The organism is Streptomyces sp. ADI95-17 (assembly GCF_003846175.1).
Taxonomy (GTDB): domain Bacteria; phylum Actinomycetota; class Actinomycetes; order Streptomycetales; family Streptomycetaceae; genus Streptomyces; species Streptomyces sanglieri.
In genome coordinates, this window is the sequence record NZ_ML123052.1 from 214,280 (window position 1) to 234,385 (window position 20,106).

General features: G+C 70.1%; 19 protein-coding genes and 1 pseudogene. 13 read left to right on the top strand and 7 right to left on the bottom strand.

Annotated elements, in window-relative coordinates; all coding sequences use genetic code 11:
• The first annotated feature begins 182 nt into the window (after positions 1 to 182).
• Positions 183 to 506 (top strand): helix-turn-helix domain-containing protein, encoded by a 324-nt coding sequence (locus EES42_RS38240; RefSeq protein WP_164495484.1) that lies wholly within the window; start codon positions 183 to 185, stop codon positions 504 to 506.
• Between the two features lie 79 nt (positions 507 to 585).
• Positions 586 to 1,041, top strand: coding sequence for a hypothetical protein (locus EES42_RS38245; RefSeq protein ID WP_124722803.1), 456 nt, complete (start codon positions 586 to 588; stop codon positions 1,039 to 1,041).
• Positions 1,042 to 1,320: 279 nt separating this feature from the next.
• Here the strand turns inward: EES42_RS38245 and EES42_RS38250 are convergent, their stop codons facing one another.
• Both EES42_RS38250 and EES42_RS38255 read right to left on the bottom strand, forming a co-directional pair.
• Entirely contained in the window at positions 1,321 to 2,136 is an 816-nt protein-coding gene (locus EES42_RS38250; protein ID WP_124722804.1) for a sulfite exporter TauE/SafE family protein, read from the bottom strand.
• Positions 2,137 to 2,411: 275 nt separating this feature from the next.
• Complete coding sequence (locus tag EES42_RS38255) at positions 2,412 to 3,815, bottom strand: NAD(P)-binding domain-containing protein (protein WP_124722805.1); 1,404 nt, start codon at positions 3,813 to 3,815, stop codon at positions 2,412 to 2,414.
• Between the two features lie 107 nt (positions 3,816 to 3,922).
• Here EES42_RS38255 and EES42_RS38260 point away from each other — a divergent pair, with 107 nt between their 5' ends.
• Both EES42_RS38260 and EES42_RS38265 read left to right on the top strand, forming a co-directional pair.
• Positions 3,923 to 4,981, top strand: a complete 1,059-nt coding sequence (locus EES42_RS38260; protein ID WP_124722806.1) for a flavin-containing monooxygenase — start codon at positions 3,923 to 3,925, stop codon at positions 4,979 to 4,981.
• Positions 4,982 to 5,033: 52 nt separating this feature from the next.
• Positions 5,034 to 5,405 carry an ArsR/SmtB family transcription factor gene (locus tag EES42_RS38265; protein ID WP_124722807.1) on the top strand — a complete coding sequence of 124 codons (372 nt, stop codon included), beginning with the start codon at positions 5,034 to 5,036 and terminating at the stop codon, positions 5,403 to 5,405.
• Positions 5,406 to 5,414: 9 nt separating this feature from the next.
• On the opposite strand, the pseudogene EES42_RS38270 reads toward EES42_RS38265, so the two are convergent.
• The 3 genes and pseudogenes from EES42_RS38270 to EES42_RS38280 form a co-directional block, all read right to left on the bottom strand.
• Positions 5,415 to 5,882: pseudogene (locus tag EES42_RS38270) on the bottom strand (FAD-dependent oxidoreductase); the annotation flags it as partial.
• Positions 5,879 to 6,991, bottom strand: coding sequence for an ACR3 family arsenite efflux transporter (arsB, locus tag EES42_RS38275; protein WP_124722808.1), 1,113 nt, complete (start codon positions 6,989 to 6,991; stop codon positions 5,879 to 5,881). The pseudogene EES42_RS38270 and the gene arsB, both read right to left, overlap by 4 nt.
• Positions 6,991 to 7,296, bottom strand: a complete 306-nt coding sequence (locus tag EES42_RS38280; RefSeq protein WP_100595489.1) for an ArsR/SmtB family transcription factor — start codon at positions 7,294 to 7,296, stop codon at positions 6,991 to 6,993. Before EES42_RS38280 ends, arsB begins: the two co-directional genes overlap by 1 nt.
• 51 nt (positions 7,297 to 7,347) lie before the next feature.
• On the opposite strand from EES42_RS38280, the gene EES42_RS38285 reads away from it, so the two are divergent.
• From EES42_RS38285 to EES42_RS38320, 7 genes are all read left to right on the top strand, one after another.
• Positions 7,348 to 8,007 (top strand): arsenate reductase/protein-tyrosine-phosphatase family protein, encoded by a 660-nt coding sequence (locus EES42_RS38285; protein ID WP_124722809.1) that lies wholly within the window; start codon positions 7,348 to 7,350, stop codon positions 8,005 to 8,007.
• A 58-nt stretch (positions 8,008 to 8,065) separates the two neighbouring features.
• Complete coding sequence (locus EES42_RS38290; RefSeq protein ID WP_124722810.1) at positions 8,066 to 8,485, top strand: arsenate reductase ArsC; 420 nt, start codon at positions 8,066 to 8,068, stop codon at positions 8,483 to 8,485.
• Positions 8,482 to 9,471 (top strand): thioredoxin-disulfide reductase, encoded by a 990-nt coding sequence (trxB, locus tag EES42_RS38295; RefSeq protein WP_124722811.1) that lies wholly within the window; start codon positions 8,482 to 8,484, stop codon positions 9,469 to 9,471. The genes EES42_RS38290 and trxB overlap by 4 nt, the downstream gene beginning before the upstream one ends.
• 511 nt (positions 9,472 to 9,982) lie before the next feature.
• Entirely contained in the window at positions 9,983 to 11,236 is a 1,254-nt protein-coding gene (locus tag EES42_RS47445) for a calcium-binding protein (RefSeq protein ID WP_266774518.1), read from the top strand.
• 103 nt (positions 11,237 to 11,339) lie between these two features.
• Complete coding sequence (locus tag EES42_RS38310) at positions 11,340 to 11,555, top strand: MerR family DNA-binding protein (protein WP_241196864.1); 216 nt, start codon at positions 11,340 to 11,342, stop codon at positions 11,553 to 11,555.
• 1,346 nt (positions 11,556 to 12,901) lie between these two features.
• Positions 12,902 to 13,477 (top strand): TlpA family protein disulfide reductase, encoded by a 576-nt coding sequence (locus EES42_RS38315; protein WP_124722813.1) that lies wholly within the window; start codon positions 12,902 to 12,904, stop codon positions 13,475 to 13,477.
• Positions 13,478 to 13,539: 62 nt separating this feature from the next.
• Complete coding sequence (locus EES42_RS38320; RefSeq protein ID WP_124722814.1) at positions 13,540 to 15,285, top strand: class I adenylate-forming enzyme family protein; 1,746 nt, start codon at positions 13,540 to 13,542, stop codon at positions 15,283 to 15,285.
• Between the two features lie 62 nt (positions 15,286 to 15,347).
• Here EES42_RS38320 and EES42_RS38325 read toward each other — a convergent pair whose 3' ends face one another.
• Positions 15,348 to 16,625: a M6 family metalloprotease domain-containing protein gene (locus tag EES42_RS38325; protein ID WP_124722815.1), complete on the bottom strand. Its 1,278-nt coding sequence runs from the start codon at positions 16,623 to 16,625 to the stop codon at positions 15,348 to 15,350.
• Between the two features lie 252 nt (positions 16,626 to 16,877).
• Here EES42_RS38325 and EES42_RS38330 point away from each other — a divergent pair, with 252 nt between their 5' ends.
• Together EES42_RS38330 and EES42_RS38335 are read left to right on the top strand one after the other, a co-directional pair.
• Entirely contained in the window at positions 16,878 to 17,600 is a 723-nt protein-coding gene (locus EES42_RS38330; RefSeq protein ID WP_241196865.1) for a TetR/AcrR family transcriptional regulator, read from the top strand.
• A gap of 216 nt (positions 17,601 to 17,816) precedes the next feature.
• A complete protein-coding gene (locus EES42_RS38335) occupies positions 17,817 to 19,349 on the top strand; it encodes an MFS transporter (RefSeq protein ID WP_124722816.1) in 1,533 nt (510 codons plus the stop codon).
• Positions 19,350 to 19,456: 107 nt separating this feature from the next.
• Here EES42_RS38335 and EES42_RS38340 read toward each other — a convergent pair whose 3' ends face one another.
• Positions 19,457 to 19,969, bottom strand: coding sequence for a MarR family winged helix-turn-helix transcriptional regulator (locus tag EES42_RS38340; protein ID WP_206433798.1), 513 nt, complete (start codon positions 19,967 to 19,969; stop codon positions 19,457 to 19,459).
• Positions 19,970 to 20,106 lie beyond the last annotated feature (137 nt).

Sequence of the window (20,106 nt, forward strand, 5' to 3'; positions counted from 1 at the left end):
CGACGCTCACCGGCGCCACGCGCCGATTGCGCCCGGATGACACGGGGCGGTTGCAGCGACACATCGACGGGTATCGAAGCAACCGGCCCATGTGGTGTATGTATGCACCGTTGGTCGGTGGGGTGCCGACTGCGGCGCGAGGAGGAGGTTGGCGGATGGCGGGTGCATGGGATGATCCGGGCATGCCTCGGAGCAGTAACGACAAGGTGCCGCGCGACTATGTCGCTGATGATGCCTGGCCGTACGCCGCTCTCCCGCCGGACGCTCCCGCGAGTGCCCACTACGGTCAGGCGCTCGCCCGCAACCTGGAGAATGCCCTCGGTGTCAGTGGGTACAGCCTGCGCGCTCTCGCCGAGGACACGGGGATCACGCACTCCACCATCAGTCGTGTCCTGCACGGCAGGGTGCTGCCCGACCTTGGCACCATTGCTCGCCTGGAGGTCGTCTTCGGCTTCCAGCTCTGGCCGGGTCCCGGAGCGCTGCCCCCGACGGGCTCGCCCCGGTAGAAGCGGCCCCCGGTGTGCCGCATCGCTCTGCCGCGCTTCTGGACGCGCGCGACATGAAGACCCGGACTACGTTCCCAACATGCGCATGTATGCACCAGAGGTCGGTGGTGATGTGATCCTCGCCTGCTTCGACCAAGGGCATCGGATCGCCCTGATCCGGCCCGAGCCACCCGCTGCCGGTCATCCCTTGAGGCTGCCGACTGTGCAGCGGCGAGGGGCCGAGTCCTACGGCCGGGCCGCCCGGCGCCTGGCCCGCGAGTTGGCCCCCACGGGGGCGGTCCGCATGGCGAAGGTCACCGGCCTGATCCGGGCCGCCGGGCCGGGGTGTGCCTCCCGGCGCCCTGTCGAGCGCCGCCTGTTCACCGCGCATGCCACCTTCGCGGGCGGTGTGTGCGCCGCCGGCGAGCTGCTGGCCTGGGTCCCCTATGCCCAAGTCGTCGGGCGCACTGCGGGCATGGCGATCGCGGAGCTGGGGCTCTTCCTGGAGGGGTACGTGGGCGGCTGGATCCCGGACGGCTGGATCAGTCTTGAGTAGCGCCCGTCGTGGCCGCGGCATCGCCGCCATGCTGCTCAGCGGTCCGGCGGGAAGCGCACGCAGCGCACGGCTCAGCGGGCCCAGCAGGCGGTGTTGGACTGGGCCGGCCGTGAGGTCACAGCGATGGCCGCGGCGGGCTCGCAGGTGCCTGACCCGGCCGCTCAAGGAACGTCCCGCATCGAACGCCCGCCCTTCCGTGCCGACGGCTCGGCTCCCGAATACGGATCAGAGCGGGCCGTCCCGACAGCATCCGCCTGGCGCAGACAGTCCTGCGCAAGGTCAGTCGTGGCGGGCGAGCTTGACTGCGGAGGCGAGCAGGATCACGGCCAGTACAGGGATGAGGACCGCATCGGGGAACACGCCGAGCAGCAGGCCGCCAAGGACCGCACCGGTGATTGAGCCTGCGGCCAGGACCATGACGAAGCGGCGGTTGGCGCCAAGGACGGCGAAGCTGCCGTCGCGGCTGTATCGGGCGAACGCCACGAGCATCGTCGGCAGGGAGACCAGCAGTGACAGACTCCCCGCAGTTTTGATGTTCTCCCCGAACAGCAAAACGATCGTGGGGATCAGCAGCTCGCCCCCGGCCACACCCATGATTGCCGCAACCACGCCGATGCCGAACCCGGCCGCGATCCCGGCAGGCACCTGTGTCCACAGGGAAAGATCGAAGGTGCCCAGGGTGGTGGTGTGGGTAACCGCCAGAGCCGCCGCCATGAAGACCATCAAGGCAGCCAGCACCTTATAAAGGGTCGAAGAGCGCATCCGCACCGCCCATGACGCCCCGGCCCAGGCCCCGATAAGGCTCCCTGCCAGCAGATTGACCGCAACTGGCCAGCGCGCGGCCACCTCAGCGGCCGAGACCGCCGCCAGCCGGGCGGGCAGCGCGACCAAGACCACCACCAGACTCATCGCCTTGTTCACGATCACCGCGGACAGGGCGGCGAACCCGAACAGGCCGATCAGCAGCGGCAGACGAAACTCCGCCCCGCCCAATCCGATCGTCCCGCCCAGCACGCCGATGGCCGCCCCGGCACTGAACACCAAAGGAGCCGAGTGCGCCGTACGCGAAAGGACAAGGTTCTGATCAGTTGCCATGGTTGGCATACTCCCTGGCCACGGCTTCGATCGGTATGGGAGCCGCCTACCTTCGGGGAAAGCTACCGATCGGCCAGGAAGGGTTGGTCGAGTCCTCCACAAGCTCCCTGGGGGAGGCGGCGCGCAAGGCCGCCTTTGGCTGCCAGGCGTCCATCAGGGCACCAGGAACACGGATGTGGAGCAGCTTCTGATCTGCAGGGCGGGCAGCACGGCGCGGGGCCGCGACCGGCCCCCCGTTCCGGTCGCGGCCCGCTTCGCGTGGGTGCGGAGGGCGGTCACGAGCCGCAGCAGCCACCCGCTGATGCCTGGGCCTGCTCGGGCTCGACCACCGGACCGGAGCCAATCTGCACCACTGCCGGAGCGGGAGCGCAGCAGCCTGCATCAGATGCCTGATCGGCTTCGGGCTGGTCGAAGAGTCCGGCGCCGCCGCACACCCCGGTCTCCGGCAGGGTCAACTCCACGCGCTCGGCGGCCTCCTGGTCACCGGCGAGGGCCGCGGCGATGGAGCGGACCTGCTCGTAGCCGGTCATGGCCAGGAAGGTCGGGGCGCGGCCGTAGGACTTCATGCCGACCAGGTAGAGGCCCTGCTCGGGGTGGGAGAGCTCGCCCACGCCGTGCGGGTAGACGGTGCCGCAGGAGTGCTGGTTGGGGTCGATCAGCGGCGCCAGCTCGACGGGCGCCTGCAGGCGCTCGTCCAGGTCCAGGCGCACCTCGCTGAGGAAGGACAGGTCGGGACGGAGGCCGGTCAGCACGATCACCTCATCCACCGCCTCAAGGCGCCGCCCGTCCTCGCCCACCAGCGCCAGGCGGCCCTGGCCGTCGCGCTCGATGGCCTCGGTGCGAAATCCGGTGACGGCATCGGCGTGACCCTCCTCGACGGCGGTCTTGGCGGCCAGGCCCAGGGCGCCGCGGGCGGGCAGCTGGTCGGCCGCGCCGCCGCCGAAGGTGGAGCCGGAGATGCCCCGGCGCAGGACCCACAGTGCCTTGGTTCCCGTGCCCTCCTCGCTCTTGGCCAGGTCGGCCAGGTAGGCCAGCGCGGTGAAGGCGGAGGCGCCCGAGCCGATGACGGCTGTGCGCTTGCCCGCATACCGCGCCCGCACCGCCGGGTCCTTGAGGTCCGGCGCCCGGTAGGTGAGGCGATCGGCCGCGCTCTTCTCGCCGAGCGCGGGTAGACCGCCCGCGCCCGCGGGACTGGGGGTCATCCAGGTGCCGGAGGCATCGATCACCGCACGGGCGAAGACGCGCTCCTCGCTCCCGTCCGCCCGGGTGTAGTGGACGGCGAACGGCTGGGCCTCGCGGTCGGCATCCACGATCCGGTCGCGGCCGGCCCTGGTGACCCCGGTGACGGTGGCGTTGTAACGGACCTTGTCGGTCAGGACATCGGCCAGAGGCTGGAGGTAGAGCTTGGCCCACTCGCCGCCGGACGGGTACGCGCTCGCCTCGGGCCTTATCCAGCCGGTGGGGGCGAGCAGCTTCTCGGCAGCCGGGTCGATGACCTCACCCCAGGGAGAGAACAGCCGCACATGCGCCCACTCGCGCACGGCCGCCCCGGCAGCAGCTCCGGCCTCCAGGACCAGGGGCTCGAGCCCGCGGTCGATCAGGTGGGCGGCGGCGGCCAGGCCGCTCGGCCCGGCTCCGATCACGACAACGGGCAGCTCGGTGGTGGCGGGCGCGTTCACGGCGACTCCTCAGCTTGATTCGACATCCGTCGATGGCTTGCGCGGCCAGCATCGCACCTGATTCGATAAGCGTCAACATAGAAGTTTATCGAATCAGGAAGTTGTTCATGGAGCACGTGGACGTCGCGGTGATCGGCGGGGGGCAGTCGGGGCTGGCCGCCGCCCGCGCCCTTGTGCAGCACGGGATTGCTCCGGTGGTGCTGGAAGCCTCAGGGTGGGCGGCCGGCTCGTGGCCGCGCTACTACGACAGCCTCACTTTGTTCTCCCCCGCCCGCTACAGCGCCCTTCCTGGGCTGCGGTTCGGCGGCGACCCGCAGCGCTACCCGCACCGGGACGAGGTGGTCGACTACCTCCTGCGCTACGCCGCCCGGCTGGATGCGGAGATACGTACCGGGCGCCGCGTGGACCAAGTCCGCAGCGAGGGGCCCGGGTTCCTGCTGACTCTGGCAGATGGAAGCCAACTGGGGGCGCGCGCCGTCGTGGCGGCCTCCGGGGGCTTCGGCTGCCCCAGCCGGCCCGCCCTGCCCGGTCTTGAGTCGTTCACCGGCACCGTCCTGCATGCCGCGCACTACCGCAATCCGGAGCCCTTTGCCGGTCAGCGGGTTCTGGTGGTGGGTGGCGGCAACTCCGCGGTGCAGATCGCGGCCGAGCTCGCCGGTCACGCCCGGGTCAGCCTGGCCAGCCGCTCTGCGGTCAGGTGGTTCAAGCAGCGCCCCCTGGCCGGCAGGGACCTGCACTTCTGGCTCAAGGTCACCGGGCTGGACATCGCCCCTCTGGGGCGCTTCCAGCGCGCTCCGGCCACCATGGCGGTCATCGATGACGGCCGCTACCGGGCGGCGCTCGCCGCCAATGAGCCTGACCAGCGCTCCATGTTCGCGTCCGTCGAGGGCTCCAAGGTGCTCTGGCCGGACGGGAGGGCCGAAGAGGTCGACGCCATCGTGCTGGCCACCGGCTACCGGCCCGACGTCGGCTACCTCAGCCCTCTTGGGGTCCTGGACGGGCACGGCCGACCGCGCCACCGCGACGGGATCGCGCTTGCCCACCCCGGCCTCGCCTTCGTCGGTCTGGAATGGCAGCGCAGCCTGTCCTCCGCCTCCCTGCGCGGGGTCGGCCGCGACGCGGCGCGCATTGCGCGGCGCCTGGCCGCCCACCTGGCCTGGAGATGACCCGCGCCAGCCGACCGGCGACGCTTGGTTCGGCGTATGTCAATATAGAAAGATGTCGAACACGCAGGCGATGCCGCAGCTCGATGCCGATGACGGCGCGGTGGTGGTGCCGTGCTGCCCGCCGCTGACCGAGCGCCCCTTCACCGCAGCTGAGGCCGGGACGGCCGCGCCGATGTTCAAGGCGCTGGGCGACCCGATCCGGCTGCGACTGTTCTCCGCCGTCGCCTCGCACGAGGGCGGCGAGGCCTGCGTGTGCGACATCTCCGACGTCGGCGTCTCCCAGCCGACCGTCTCCCACCACCTGAAAAAGCTCAAAGAGGCCGGACTGCTCACTTCCCAGCGGCGCGGCACCTGGGTGTATTACCGGGTCGAGCCCTCCGTCCTCGCGGCGATGGGCAAGCTGCTGACCATGCCCGCGGCCTGAGCGGTGGTGGTAGTTCACGGTGTGCAGTTGCCGGCCCGAGAAGATCGTCTGCCCCGGCACGGCTGGCAGGAACGGGCGCCACCAGGTGCCCGTCGCCGAGACAACTGCCCGCGCCGACCAGGTGCCCGAGTCCGTCTCGACCCGCAGCCGCCTGCCGTCCCTGCGTACCCCCTGCACGCGGACCGGTCGTTGCACGGGCAGCTGGTAGCGCTGTTCGTACTGGCTGAAGTACTCCACGACATGGCCGGCATCCGGGTACTCCTCGCCGCTCTGGGCGGGCATGAGCCATCCGGGCAGCGAGGAGAACGCCGCCGGGGAGAACAAATGCAGCGAGTCCCAGGTGTGCTGCCAGGCACCGCCGGGCGTGGACTGGGCATCCAGGATGACGAAGTCCAGGCCCTGGCGGCGCAGGTGGTAACCGGCAGCGAGCCCTGCCTGGCCGCCACCGATCACCACCACGTCCCCGGTGTGTGTCACGAGGACGTCGTCACCGCACGGGCGTCGAACTTCTTGCGCCAGGCGAGCGCGACGTAGACCAGGCCGATCAGCACCGGCACCTCGATCAGCGGGCCGACGACGCCGGACAGCGCCTGCCCGGAGGTGACGCCGAACGTGGCGATGGCGACCGCGATGGCCAGCTCGAAGTTGTTGCCGGCCGCCGTGAACGCGAGGGTCGCAGTGCGGTCGTAGGCCAGGCCGAGGCCCTTGCCCAGAAGGAACGTGCCGAAGAACATGACGGCGAAGTAGACCAGCAGCGGCAGCGCGATCCGCACCACGTCCACCGGCTGCGAGGTGATCGTCTTCCCCTGCAGGGCGAAGAGGATGACGATCGTGAACAGCAGGCCGTACAAGGCCCACGGGCCGATCTTCGGAAGGAAGTCGGACTCGTACTTCTGGCGGCCGAGCTTCTTCTCACCGACGCGGCGGGTCAGGAAGCCGGCGACCAGCGGGATGCCGAGGAAGATGACCACGTTCAGCGCGATCTTCCACATCGAGATGTCCAGGCTCTGATCGTCGCCCAGGCCCAGCCACTTCGGCAGCAGATCGAGGTAGAACCAGCCCAGCAGACCGAAGGCGATGACCTGGAAGACCGAGTTCAGGGCGACCAGGACGGCCGCTGCCTCGCGGTCCCCGCAGGCGAGGTCGTTCCAGATGATGACCATGGCGATGCAGCGCGCGAGCCCGACGATGATCAGGCCGGTGCGGTACTCGGGCAGGTCCGGCAGGAAGATCCACGCCAGGGCGAACATGACCGCGGGGCCGACGATCCAGTTGATGACCAGCGACGACACCATCAGCTTCTTGTCGCCGGTGACCGTGTCGAGCTTGTCGTAGCGGACCTTTGCCAGGACCGGGTACATCATCACGAGCAGGCCGAGCGAGATCGGCAGCGAGACGCCGCCGATCTCGACCTTCGCCAGGGCGTCGTTCAGACCGGGGATCAGACGCCCGAGCCCGAGGCCCACGCCCATGGCGATGAGGATCCACACCGCGAGGTAGCGGTCGAGGGTGGAGAGCTTGGCGACGATGCCGGCGCCGGACGCCGCATCCTGGTCGGTCTGCGGGGTCGTGTCGGTGCGACTCATCAGCAGGCCCTCTTGTTCTCGGCGGCGGTACGGGCCGAAGCGGCGAGCTCGGCGAACTGTTCGGACAGGCCGGCCAGGACCTCGGGGCACAGCTTGTAGTAGGTGAAGCGGCCGCACGGCTCCGTCTCCACCAGGCCGGCTTCGCGCAGCACCTTCAGGTGGTTGGAGAGGTTGGTCTGCTTGGCTCCGGTCTCCTCCACGAGGTGCGTCGTACAGAGCGTCTCTTGGGCGAGCAGAGTGACGATTTTCAGGCGGAGCGGGTCGCCCAGGACCCGGATCACGTCAGTGTCGACTGAAGTCAGCATGGACTGATACTCTCACATCACTCGACACTGATACCAGTCGGTGCTGATCTTCTGGAACCCGCTGAAGGGGGTTCTCGTGTCGCCGTCCCCCGTCCTGCCGATGGGCGTCTCGCCGCAGGCGCCGCTCGCCTGGCCACCTCGCACCGCGGCCGCTTCTGCGCCGAGACCGTGCAGAGGGTCATCACCGACTCCTACGAGCGCCTGGCCGCGACCGCCCGCGTCACGACGCACCTGGTCGTCCTGGCCGAGCGCCTCGCGGCCGAACGCCTGGACGCCCTGGCACACATCGAGGGGGCGCCGGGCAGCGGACTGCCCCGGGTGCTGTTCGTCTGCAGCCACAACGCAGGACGCTCACAGCTCGCCGCGGCCCTGCTTGCCCACCGTGCCCAGGGACATGTGACGGTGTCGTCCGCCGGTACCCATCCGGCCTCGGCCGTCGAGCCGGTGGTGGCCCAGGTCCTCACCGAGGCAGGCGTCCCGTCCGCGGAGAGAGCCTTTCCCAAGCCGCTGACCGACGAGGTGGTCCGGGCTGCCGACATCGTGATCACGATGGGCTGCGGCGACGCCTGCCCCGTCGTGGCCGGCCGCCGCTACCTGGACTGGCCTGTCGCCGACCCCGAAGGCGCCCCGATCGCCGTCGTGCGCACCCTTCGCGACGCGATCGACGCGCACATCACCGAGCTGCTCGACTCGCTGCCGAGCGCCGCCTGAAATCCCCTGTCCTCACTGCCTGTTGAACTACTCGCTCCACGTTACGAAGGAAGAACCGATGTCCTCCTCCCCGCTCGCCTCCGTGCTGTTCGTCTGCGTCCATAACGCCGGGCGCTCGCAGATGGCCGCCGGATTCCTCACCCACCTCGCGGGCGACCGGATCGAGGTCCGCTCCGCCGGCTCGATCCCCGGCGACCAGGTCAACCCGGCCGCGGTGGAGGCCATGAAGGAGGTCGGCGTCGACATCTCCGACCAGAAGCCGAAGATCCTCACCACCGAGGCCGTCCAGGCGTCCGACTACGTCATCACCATGGGCTGCGGCGACGCCTGCCCGATCTTCCCCGGCAAGAAGTACCTCGACTGGGCCCTTGAGGACCCGGCGGGCAAGGGCGTCGACTCCGTGCGCCCGATCCGCGACGAGATCAAGACCCGCATTGAGGCCCTGATCGCCGAGATCGACGCGAAGACGGAGGCATGAGCGGCGTGACCGACTCCGGCATACGCGAGGTCGTCATCATCGGCTCCGGCCCCGCCGGATACACCGCCGCCCTCTACACCGCCCGCGCCCAGCTCAAGCCCCTGCTGTTCGGCAGCTCGATCTCCGTGGGCGGCTCACTGACCACCACGACCGAGGTGGAGAACTTCCCCGGCTTCCCCGACGGCATCGACGGCCCGGCCCTCATGGAGAACATGCGGGCCCAGGCCGAGAAGTTCGGCGCCGAGATGATCGACGACGACATCGTCGAGGTCGACCTCACCGGCGACATCAAGCTGCTCACCGACTCGTCCGGCACCGTGCACCGGGCGAAGACAGTGATCGTCGCGACCGGCTCCGGCTACCGCAAGCTCGGCCTGGACAAGGAGGACACGCTCTCCGGCCGAGGCGTCTCCTGGTGCGCGACCTGCGACGGGTTCTTCTTCCGCGACCGCGACATCGTGGTCGTCGGCGGCGGCGACACCGCGATGGAAGAGGCCACCTTCCTCACCCGCTTCGCCAAGTCCGTGACCATCGTCCACCGGCGCAGCACACTGCGCGCCTCCCAGGTCATGCAGAACCGCGCCTTCGCCGACGACAAGATCTCCTTCGCCTTCGACAGCGAGATCGCCGAACTCCGCGAGGAGAACGGCATGCTCGCCGGCCTGACCCTGCGCGACACCTTCACCGGCAAGACCCGCGAACTGGACGCGACGGGCCTGTTCATCGCGATCGGCCACGACCCGCGCACCGCGCTGTTCACCAGCCAACTCGACCTCGACGACGAGGGCTACATCCAAGTCGCGGCACCCTCAACCCGCACCAGCCTCGCCGGCGTCTTCGCCGCCGGAGACGTCGTCGACCACACCTACCGCCAGGCCATCACCGCCGCCGGCACCGGCGCAGCCGCCGCCCTCGACGCGGAGCGCTACATCGCTGCAAGCACAGCCGATCCGGCCAATGGCAGACGGCCCACCGTCGCGGTCTGACACGCCAGCAGGCGCACCGGGGTGAAATAGCCGGGGATCTTCTTGGGTGGGAAGTTGGGGAAGGTCTCTCGGGCGTACTGGTGCACGAGCCGGTGCCGGGCCGCATGCCGATCCGCGAACGCTCCAGGCACAACGTGTGACGGGGTTGTTGATCGTCCAGGCAAGCTTCATCGGCTAGGGCCTGTCCGGCGGATCATGTGACCAGCAGCGGAGGGATCCCTGTTCATATGAGCGGAGGGATCCCTGTTCCTATGGTGGGGCGGGGTGACCTGGCAGGGCATCGGTCCACTTGGCAACGGATCGCAGGACCGAGTGCGGGGTCGGGCAGCGGCTGGTCGGTGGATCGCGGGCGGTATGACGGTGTGTCTGTACGGCCGCACAGGGTGCGTGTGGCTTGATCGTCGGGCGGTCCCGGCAGGGGCCTGAACACCAACCGACGTCCGTGGCACGTGCTGTGTGCTGCGCTCTTTGTCGAGGAGTCCCCATCGTGAGACCGACCCTGCAACATGCCATGTTCTCTCGACGTGGTGCCGGAGCCGCGGGGGAGCGGAGGCGCCCGGCCCGGCGTGCTGCCGTGCTGCTCGCCACGGTGGCGCTGCCGGCGGCCCTGGTGGTGCCCACGGCCACGCCCGCTGCTGCGGCGGTGCCCGTGACCGTCACCTTCAACGCCGGCGCCGACCAGCCCTTCACCGTCCCGGCCGGCGTCACCCAACTGACCGTCACCGCCACCGGCGCCGCAGGCCAGAACGGCCCCAGCGGCGGCACAGGCGGCAACGGCGCCACCGTCACCGGCACCGTCACCGTGCCGCCGAGCACCACCACCCTCTATGTCAACGTCGGCACGGGCGGGGGCGCCGGCGGCGGATCGGCGACTACGGGCGGTGCCGGCGGCGGTTCCAGCGACGTCCGCACCTGCAGCTCGGCCGGCCCCGGCTGCACCCTGACCGGCGTCCCCGGCACCGACCCCCGCCTCATCGTCGCGGGCGGCGGAGGCGGCGGAGGAAGCGGCGTCCCCACCAATTTCCTCAACCCGGAGGCCACCGGCGGAGACGCCGGAAACACCGGGGGTGCCGGCGGCAGCAGAACGAACAGCGGCCAGGGCGGAGGCGGCGGAACCCAGACAGCCGGCGGCGCAGGCGGAGCCGTATGCCCCGCTTCCGGTGGTACATCCGGCACTCCGGGCACGGGCGGTGCGGGCGGCAACGGCGGAGGCAACTTCGGGGCGGGCGGAGGCGGGGGCGGCTGGTTCGGCGGAGGCGGCGGCGGAGGCTGCAACCGTCTTTCTTTTCCTCCCGCTTACGGTCCCGGTGGCGGCGGTGGTGCGTCGAACCGTGTCCCCACGGGTGGTACCTCCGCTCCGGCCGCGGGGCCGGCCCAGGTGACCATCACCTACGAGCCGGCGCCTCCCACCTGCGCGACCGCCACGCCCACCATCACCGGTACCAACGGCAACAACGTCCTGATCGGCACTCCCGGCAATGACGTGATCTTCGCTCTCGGCGGCAACGACGTGGTCGACGGCCGCGGTGGCAACGACATCATCTGCGGCGGCGACGGCAACGATGTGCTGTCCGGCGGCGACGGCAACGACCGCATCGAAGGCGGAAACGGTGCCGACAACCTGAACGGCAACAACGGCAACGACGCCCTCTTCGGCGGTCCCGGCAACGACGCGCTCTTCGGCGGCACCGGCACCAACACCAACGACGGCGGCCCCGGCATCAACGCCTGCTTCAACCCCTCCACCGGACCCGGCTGCTTCTGACCCATCCCACACGCCTCCGACCTGATCGACGAACATCAGAAACGGGCCCCGGCGCATCCCTCGCCGCAGCGGCGAGGGATGCGCCGGGGCCCGTTTCAACGCTTTGTCCATCCGAGCCCTGCGCGACGACGGCCACGCCCCCTGCTCACACGTCGCCGGCCTCATCCACGAGCACCTGGACGACATCGACCGTCGCATGGCCGAACTCGCCGCCACCCGCGACGCAGTACGCGCCCTCGCGGACCGAGCCGCCACCACCGACCCCGCCGCCTGCGGCGCGGACGACATCTGCACGATCCTCACCCCCACACAGCCATAGGCCCCAGCTCTCACCGCGCTGTCCAAACTCATGAACATTACGGGTAGCCCAGCAGCCGCCCGCGCCTCTCAAACTGACGTCGAAGTGCCGTCCGTTCTCGTGATCAGAGCCAGCAGTGCCTGTCCCCAGCAGCAGCGCGGTCGCCGCCCACGCTGCGGCGGTTAGGCGCAGGCACGAGCGGTACGTGACCACGGTGCGGCCCAGCCGGAGCACGGACCCTGCCAAGCGGTGCATGGCCGTCGACTACACGAGGTGCAGGCCGTACAGCTACCCCGGGGCTTGCAGGACTTCTTCGACACGACGGCCTCGAGGGCGTCGGCATCGGGTTCATCGCCCAGAGTCGCTCCCGGACCGGAGACGGGGCAAGACTTTCACCCGTCGGCCCCAAGACGGGCCAAAGCACTCCTGCGCCGGCAAGGCCCCGTATGAGGTGAGTACCGAACAACGGGCTCTCCCTACGGCAGGCCGCCGGGCTGGGACGTCTGCATGAACAGCGCAGCCTCAGCGCTGGATGTGCGGCCCGGCCGCACCCGCAATGCCTCAGTGCGGAGCCCTCAACGGCGATGCGGCGTCAGTCACGCGGCGCTACACAGCCTGACCTGCGAAGACGCTCCACGCGTTCCCGATTCGGTGCAGAGGCGTTTCGAGAGCTCGCTGCGACGAGGCCCTGACCTGCGGTTTCGTAATTATCCACAAGGCCCACGAAGGCGGAGCCTGTCGGAAGCCGGTCCGGAAACCCTGTCGGGGATGCCGTGCCCGGTGAGACAAGCGTCCTGGTCGGACTGCTACTGGCTGACTGACCGCTGACAGCCTAGCGGATCGGGCTTGCGGAGGTCGCCCCCCCCATTGCCGCCTTCGTGGGCTGTGATCGGTTGTGTGCCGCGTGGGTACGCGCACGGCGTGGATCTTGGCGCTGTACCGGCCCCGTGCCTGGCCCAGTGCCTGGCCCCGTAACTGTCCCCGCACCGACCTCGTGCCCGTCCCCGTGCTCGGCCCCGCCCCGGCCCCGTACCGACCTCGTGCCCGGCCTCGCACCCGTCCCCGTGCCCGGTCCCGCCCCAGCCCCGTTCCGTCTGGGGCCTTCGTCGGTTCGGGCGGGGTTGCAAGGGGGCTGTTCGTGAGGGGAGTTGGGGGTGGGCGTACCGTTCTGACTGACCAGCAAGAACCGTTGTGCAGCAGGTACGGGGTGTCCCCGCATGTCTTGTCCGCACCGCAGATCTCGGGTCTTCCCCGGAATGGCGGGTGTCGCCGTGTGGGCGGGCGGGGTGCGGCGGTGTGCTGGGGGATGGGGGCTTCCGGGCCGGGTGCCGCACGGCGGGTGACCGTCGATTCGTCGAAGGACCCCCATGAAACGCCCCTATGTTCCCTTCCTGGCTGCCCTTGCCTTTGCCGTCGTTCTTGTCGGAGTGATCGCGTTCAGTGGCAGCAGTCCGGGTACCCCCGCGGGTTACCACCGCAACAAGGACGGCACGCTGACGATAGAGGACGCGTCCCGTCCGGTCTCGCCGGCCTTCATGGGGGCCGATGTCGACGGGAGGCCGATTCAGCTCTCCGACTTCGCGGGGAAGACGGTCGTGGTCAACGCATGGTCCTCCCGGTGCGAACCCTGCCGCAAGGAGATTCCGGTTCTGGTGCGGTACCACCGGAAGATGGAGAAGCAGGGTGTCGTTGTGCTGGGGATCAACCGGGACCAGTTCGCCGACGAGGCGCAGGGCTTCGCGCGTGAGTTCGACATGCCCTATCCCAGCGTTCTCGATCCGCGCGGAAAGCAGTTCTTCGCGTTGCCCAAGGGGTTGCTGAGCACTCAGGGGCTTCCCGTCACCCTTGTCATCGATGCGCGTGGGCGGATCGCCGCGACGGCGTCCGGGCCCGTCAGTGAGGGCCGGCTGGAGGGGCTTGTCGCCGCCGCTCGGGCGTCTTGACGCGGGGCGGGGGCGGGCATAACGTCGCGAATGTACTGAGCAAGCGCTTAGAAAGGTCGTTCGTGCCGCACATCGACCCGACCCCCGCCGCCGCCCCCGACCCGGAGGCCGCCGCAGCCGCGGCCGAGGCCGCCATCCGTATCGAAGCCGCGCTGACCGGCCCGGGTGCCCCGTTCGCCGTGGTGCGGGTGGAGGACGGGGTGCACGCCGGGTCGCTCGTGTACGCGGACGGGCCCAGGACGCTCCGGGAGTTCGTGGAGACCACCTGGGCCTTCGGGGACCGGCCGTTCCTGGTCTCGGCGGAGCGTGGTTACTCGTACGCCGAGTTCTTCGCCGCCGCTTCCGCGCTGGCCTGCCGGATGACCGAGGTGTACGGGCTCCGCCCCGGGGACCGGGCCGTCGTCGCGATGCGGAACCACCCCGAGTGGCAGATCGCCTTCTGGGCCGCCCAGCTGGCCGGCCTGGTCGCCGTACCGCTCAACGCCTGGTGGACCGAGGACGAGTTCACGTACGCGCTCGACGACTGCGAACCCCGGGTGCTCCTGGTGGACGGGGAACGGCTGCCCAGGGTCGCCGGGTGGGCGGCCGGGAGCGGGGCGCGCGTGGTCGTCTTCCACGGGGAGGGGGAGGTTCCGGAGGGCTGCGAGCGGTACGAGGATCTGCCCACGCCCGATCCGCTCGCCGCACCCCCCGAGGTCGAGATCCGGCCCGAGGACGACGCGACGATCATCTACACCTCCGGCACCACCGGCCGGCCCAAGGGTGCGGTCGCCACCCATCTCGCCCAGGTGGGGGCGGTGCTCAACCCGCGGTTCCACGCGGCAGCCTCCGCGCTCGGGCGCGGGATCATCCCGGGGCAGGGGCCCGCCCCGGTGTCGCTGCTGACGTTCCCGTTCTTCCACGTCGCCGCGTTCACCGGCTTCTACGCGGCGATGGCGGCGGGCGGCACCCTCGTGCTGATGCGGAAGTGGGACGCCGAGGAGGCGCTGCGGCTGATCCGCGAGCACGGCGTCACCCACTACGCCGGCGTCCCGGCGACCGCGCTCCAGCTGCTCGCCGCTGCCGAGCAGGCGGGCGACGGCCTGGAGAGCCTGCAGATGCTGAACACCGGCGGGGCCGCCGCACCGCCCGATCTGGTCGCCCGGCTGACCGACCGGCATGGCGACCGCGTCGAACCCCGCAACGGCTACGGCCTGACCGAGACCAGCGGCGGCGTCCTGGCGAACTTCGGTGCCGAGTACCGGCTCCACCCGGGCAGCGTCGGCCGCCCCACCCCCACCACCGAGGTGCGGATCGCCGGGCCCGCGGGCGAGGCACTGCCCGAGGGCGAGGTCGGGGAACTGTGGCTGCGCGGCCAGTCCCTGGTCCGGGGCTACTGGCGCGACGAGGCGGCGACCGCGCGCGCGTTCACCGACGGGTGGTTCCGGACCGGTGATCTCGCCGTGGTGCGGGACGGGCGGGTCAGTGTCGTCGACCGGATCAAGGACATGGTGATCCGCGGCGGGGAGAACGTGTACTGCGTCGAGGTCGAGGCCGTACTGCACGACCATCCGGACGTCGAGGACGCGGCGGTGCTGGGGGTGCCGCATCCGGTCCTGGGCGAGGAGGTCGCCGCGGTCGTGTGCCTGCGGGCCGGTGCCACCGTCACCGCCGAGGAGCTGCGGGCGCACGTCGGACGCAGCCTGGCCGCGTTCAAGGTCCCGGCCCATGTGCTCGTACGGGAGGAGCCGCTGCCCCGGAACCCGACCGGGAAGATCCTCAAGCGCGAGCTGCGTGGACCCGTCGAAGCGGAGGTCCGGGGTGAGTGAAGAGGCGAGTGGGGGAGTGGAGGGGAGCGGTGTGCGGTTCGGGCTGAGGGGTGTCAGGGGTGTCAGGGGCGCGTTATGCGGACCCGGTAGTTTCCCTTCTCGTCCTTGTCGACCACGGATATGCGTATTCCGTTGGTCCGGTCGGTGAAGGTCTCACCGGGCTGGAACGGGGCGTCGGACAGTCCCGCGTGCACATTGGGCAGCCGGGTGCAGCCGGTGCTGCCCTTGGTGCTGTCCGTCACGGAGACCGGGCCCTGCCCGGTGTCGATGTCCGAGCTCACCTTGTAGATCAGTACGCCCGGCCGGCAGATGGCCTGGTCGTTGCCGGCCTGGGTCCGTACCTCCACCGCGTACCCGGACTCGCCGCTCAGCGGTACGAACGCCAGCTTGGTGCCGCCCTTGGTGGCCAGCGGGCCGAGCACGTGGTCGCTGGTGCCGGAGCGTGCGGCGCAGCTGATCTGTTTGTTGTCCAGCCAGCCGAGCTTCCACTTGTGCCAGCCCAGCAGGTCGTTGTTGGCCCCCCAGTCCTCGGACATGATGTCCCAGTGCCCGACCGAGCCGCCGCCCTCCATCGTGTAGAGGTCGGGGAGGCCGAAGACATGGCCGTTCTCGTGCGGCAGGACCCGGTAGCCGGTCTGCTTGAACGATCCCGAGCCGTCGTCCTGGCGGCTGTAGATGAAGGACGTGTTGGCGAGGGGAACACCGTCCGCCTTCGGGGCGTCGTCGTTGCCGGAGAAGGTCACGGACAGGACGGTGTCCAGGGCGGAGGGGCCGGCGTTCGGGGTGACCAGGATGTTGAGCAGGTCGTACGCGGCGAAATCCACCTTCGGATCGGCGGCGGTGACGATGTCCTGGACGAGGTGGCGGTAGCCCGGTTCGTACGGTGAGCCGCGCTCTATCCCGTACTCGGAGAACGGCAGTGGCATCCGCAGCCAGGACTTCAGCGGGGCGTCGGGGACGTAGGTGAGGCGGCCGTACGATCCGGTCCGGAACCAGGCGGTGGTCTGCGGGAAGAATTCGGCGTACCGGTCCATCGCCTTGCCGGCACCCGGCGCGTCGGGGAAGTCGATCATCAGGTTGAGGGCGCGGACCTTGCCCGTGGAGCGGGCGTAGCCCTCCGGGGTCGGCATGCCCTCCGACATCTGTACGCCCATGGTCGCCGGTATCCGGCACGGGGCTATGCCTGCGGAACGGGCGGTGGCCACCGGTCCTGCCGAGGCCCGGCTGGCTATCGGGAGAGTGCTGCTGGCGGTGGCCATCGCGGCTATGACCAGGGCTGTTGCGGAGGCGAGCGCGATCGGGCGGCGGTGGCTGCGTATCCGGTGGCGGGGCTTTTGCATATAGGCGCCTCGGGGTCCGCGGCAGTCGGCCGGCCCTGACTGCGCTCTGCGGATCAGCCTCTTGCGGGTGGTGCGGTGCCGCTCGTTGGGTGCGCCGTTCGGCTGGTTTTCCCGCTCACGAATGTGGCTCAGGTCACATCGCGATGGGGAAATAAGTGGGGAGCTGTTCCCCGTTTGGATTGGTGTCCCTCGTGAAGCGGGGAGATGGTCCCCGGTTACGGGAAGCCTCCGCCATGGAGGCTCGCATCCTGGATGACGGGGCCGTCACAGCAGGTGTGGTGGAAGAAGCGGAAGCAGAAGGAGGCCGTCGTCGTGGAGACCGTCAGCCGCATTGCCACCGGTGCGACGCAGTCCCGGGCGCCCCGTCCGCGGGCCGATGCGCTGCGCAACCGGGAGCGGATCGTGACGGCCGCGCGCGAGATGTTCGTCGAGTTCGGGCCCGATGTGCCGCTCGACGAGGTCGCCAGGCGCGCCGGCGTCGGCAATGCCACCCTCTACCGGAACTTCCCCGACCGGGCCGCGCTGGTGCACGAGGTCGTGCTCGCGGTCACCTCCCGGACCACTGACCGCGCGGAAGAGGCGGTGGCCGAGGAGGCCGACGCCTTCGCCGCGCTCAGCCGCTTCGTGCACGCGGCGGCCGACGAACGGATCGGGGCCCTGTGCCCGATGCTGTCCGGCGGCTTCGACAAGGACCATCCCGAACTGCTCGCCGAGCGCCGGCGCCTCGAAGAGGCCGTCGAGGGGCTCGTGGCGCGCGCCATGTCCGCGGGGCGGCTGCGCACCGACATCGCCGTCGGTGACGTACTCGTCGCCCTCTCCCAGCTCACCCGTCCGCTGCCCGGCATCGGCTGCCCGGACATCGACCGGTTCACCCACCGCCATCTACAGCTGTTCCTGGACGGACTGCAGGCCCCGGCCCGGTCCGAACTGCCCGGAACGGCGGCGACCTTGGAGGACCTGCGGCGCCGGCCGTGACATCCGCGCCGGGCTCCTGAGCCAGGGGCCGCGCGGCGCACCCGCCACGCCCGCCACGCCTTGAACATCCCTTTCGCCAACCGCCCGTCCATCGACTTCCGTTCACCGTCCGCCCGTTCACTGTCTGCCCTTTACCGGCGTTTCGTCCCGGTTCACGAATCTCTTCGCGCCTTCGCGTGCCTCCGTGCGCGTGCGCGTCCTTAGGTGGGTACCCCCATGCCAAAAACAGCCGACATCCGACTCCCGGACCCCAGCCGCTGGAAAGCGCTGGCGTTCATCGCCCTCGCGCAGCTGATGGTCGTGCTCGATGCCACGATCGTGAACATCGCGCTGCCGCACGCCCAGACGGCCCTGGACATATCCGATGCCAACAAGCAGTGGGTCATCACGGCGTACGCCCTCGCCTTCGGCGGGCTGCTCCTCTTCGGAGGCCGGATCGCCGACCTCTGGGGCCGTAAGCGGACCTTCGTCGTCGGCCTGATCGGCTTCGCGCTGGCCTCCGCGCTCGGCGGCGCGGCGCAGAACCAGGCGATGCTCTTCGGCTCCCGCGCGCTCCAGGGCGTCTTCGGAGCGCTGCTCGCGCCCGCGGCCCTGTCGCTGCTCGCCGTGATGTTCACCGATGCCAAGGAGCGCGCCAAGGCGTTCGGCATCTACGGCGCGATCGCCGGTGGCGGCGGCGCCGTCGGGCTGATCCTCGGCGGTTTCCTGACCCAGGCGCTGAACTGGCGCTGGACGTTCTTCGTCAACATCCCGTTCGCGATCGTCGCGGCCGCGGGCGCGTACTTCGTGATCCGTGAGCCGGCCGGCAGCCGCAACCGCGCCTCGCTCGACATCCCGGGCGTGGTCCTGTCCGCGCTGGGTCTGGTCTCGCTGGTGTACGGGTTCACCCGCGCCGAGTCCGCGGGCTGGTCGGACGGGCTGACCATCGGCATGTTCGTCGCCTCCGCGGTGCTGCTGCTCTCCTTCGTCCTGACCGAGTCCAAGGTCAAGTCGCCGCTGCTGCCGCTGCGCGTCCTGCTGGACCGCAACCGCGGTGGTGTCTACCTCTCGCTGGGTCTGGCCGTCATCGCGATGTTCGGGCTGTTCCTCTTCCTGACGTACTACCTCCAGGTCGTGAAGGGCTACTCGCCGATCAGGACCGGCTTCGCCTTCCTCCCGATGATCGCGGGCATGATCACCGGCTCGACGCAGATCGGAGCCCGGCTGATGACCCGGGTGCCGGCGCGCAAGCTCATGGGCCCCGGCTTCCTGGTCGCCGCCATCGGCATGCTGCTGCTGACGCAGCTGGAGATCGGCTCCTCCTACGTCGGCCTCATCCTGCCCGCGCAGCTGCTGCTGGGGCTGGGCATGGGCACGGCGTTCATGCCGGCCATGTCGCTGGCCACGCACGGTGTCGAGCCCCGGGACTCCGGTGTCGCGTCCGCGATGGTCAACACCTCGCAGCAGGTCGGCGGCGCGATCGGTACGGCGCTGCTGAACACCATCGCCGCGTCGGCCGCGACGGCGTACGCCTCCTCGCACGCCGCGCTCGGCGCCAGGAACCCGGAGCTGCTGAAGCTCCAGTCGATGGTGCACGGCTTCACCGGCGCCATCTGGTGGGCCGTCGGCATCCTGGTGGTGGCCTCCGCGATCGCGGTGACCTTCATCAACGCCGGCCGTCCTTCGGCGGGCCCGGCGACCGGAGGCTCCGGTTCGGGTGAGGCCGACGGGGTCGAGGACGAGTTCAGGGTCCCGGTCGTCGCCCACTGACGGCCGCGCGTGACGTGTGACATGGCTGTGCCCCGGTCCCGCTTCGGCGGGACCGGGGCACAGCCGCGTCGCGGTGCAGGTGGTGTGCGGGCGTGCGAGCGGGCGGCTCAGCGCAGCCAGGGCAGGTCCGCGTCCGTGCCCTCCGGCTGCAGACCGGCGGCGACGACCTGCATGATCTCGCCCAGCGAGCGCACCTGCTCGGGCGTGAGCCGGTCGAACATCGCCTGGCGTACGGCGTCGACATGGCCCGGTGCGGACCGGCGCAGCATCTCGAAGCCGTCGTCGGTGAGGACCGCGTTCTGCCCGCGCTTGTCGGACGGGCAGTCCTCGCGGCGCACCCACCCGCTCTTCTCCAGCCGCGCGACGGCGTGCGAGAGCCGTGAGCGGGTGATCTTGGCGTCCTTGGCCAGTTCCGTCATCCGCTTCTGGCGGCGGGGGGCCTGGGAGAGCTGGACGAGCAGTCCGTAATAGATGTGCGGCATGCCGGCATCGCGCTGCAACTGGCGGTCGAGGTGGTCCTCCATGAGCGTGGTGGCGTGGAGGTACGCGCGCCACACGCTCTGCTCTTCGTCGGAGAGCCAGCGCGGCTCGCCGGTGGATGCCGTGGTCATGTACTCCACTGTACGACCTTTTCTTGAAAGTTGAACTAGATAGAGCTAAGGTCTCCGGAGGAAGGAAGCTTGAAGATTAAAGAACCCTTCCTTCTCAAAAAGGCGCCTGTAGAAGGCCCACCAGAAGACTTACCCGGATCAGCAGC

Excerpts from the sequence above, each read along its gene's own strand:
- EES42_RS38240 (WP_164495484.1), top strand. The coding sequence starts at position 183 with ATGCCTCGGAGCAGTAACGACAAGGTGCCGCGCGACTATGTCGCTGAT.
- EES42_RS38245 (WP_124722803.1), top strand. The coding sequence starts at position 586 with ATGCGCATGTATGCACCAGAGGTCGGTGGTGATGTGATCCTCGCCTGC.
- EES42_RS38250 (WP_124722804.1), bottom strand. The coding sequence starts at position 2,136 with ATGGCAACTGATCAGAACCTTGTCCTTTCGCGTACGGCGCACTCGGCT.
- EES42_RS38260 (WP_124722806.1), top strand. The coding sequence starts at position 3,923 with ATGGAGCACGTGGACGTCGCGGTGATCGGCGGGGGGCAGTCGGGGCTG.
- EES42_RS38265 (WP_124722807.1), top strand. The coding sequence starts at position 5,034 with ATGTCGAACACGCAGGCGATGCCGCAGCTCGATGCCGATGACGGCGCG.
- arsB (WP_124722808.1), bottom strand. The coding sequence starts at position 6,991 with ATGAGTCGCACCGACACGACCCCGCAGACCGACCAGGATGCGGCGTCC.
- EES42_RS38280 (WP_100595489.1), bottom strand. The coding sequence starts at position 7,296 with ATGCTGACTTCAGTCGACACTGACGTGATCCGGGTCCTGGGCGACCCG.
- EES42_RS38290 (WP_124722810.1), top strand. The coding sequence starts at position 8,066 with ATGTCCTCCTCCCCGCTCGCCTCCGTGCTGTTCGTCTGCGTCCATAAC.
- trxB (WP_124722811.1), top strand. The coding sequence starts at position 8,482 with ATGAGCGGCGTGACCGACTCCGGCATACGCGAGGTCGTCATCATCGGC.
- EES42_RS47445 (WP_266774518.1), top strand. The coding sequence starts at position 9,983 with ATGTTCTCTCGACGTGGTGCCGGAGCCGCGGGGGAGCGGAGGCGCCCG.
- EES42_RS38315 (WP_124722813.1), top strand. The coding sequence starts at position 12,902 with ATGAAACGCCCCTATGTTCCCTTCCTGGCTGCCCTTGCCTTTGCCGTC.
- EES42_RS38325 (WP_124722815.1), bottom strand. The coding sequence starts at position 16,625 with ATGCAAAAGCCCCGCCACCGGATACGCAGCCACCGCCGCCCGATCGCG.
- EES42_RS38330 (WP_241196865.1), top strand. The coding sequence starts at position 16,878 with ATGACGGGGCCGTCACAGCAGGTGTGGTGGAAGAAGCGGAAGCAGAAG.
- EES42_RS38335 (WP_124722816.1), top strand. The coding sequence starts at position 17,817 with ATGCCAAAAACAGCCGACATCCGACTCCCGGACCCCAGCCGCTGGAAA.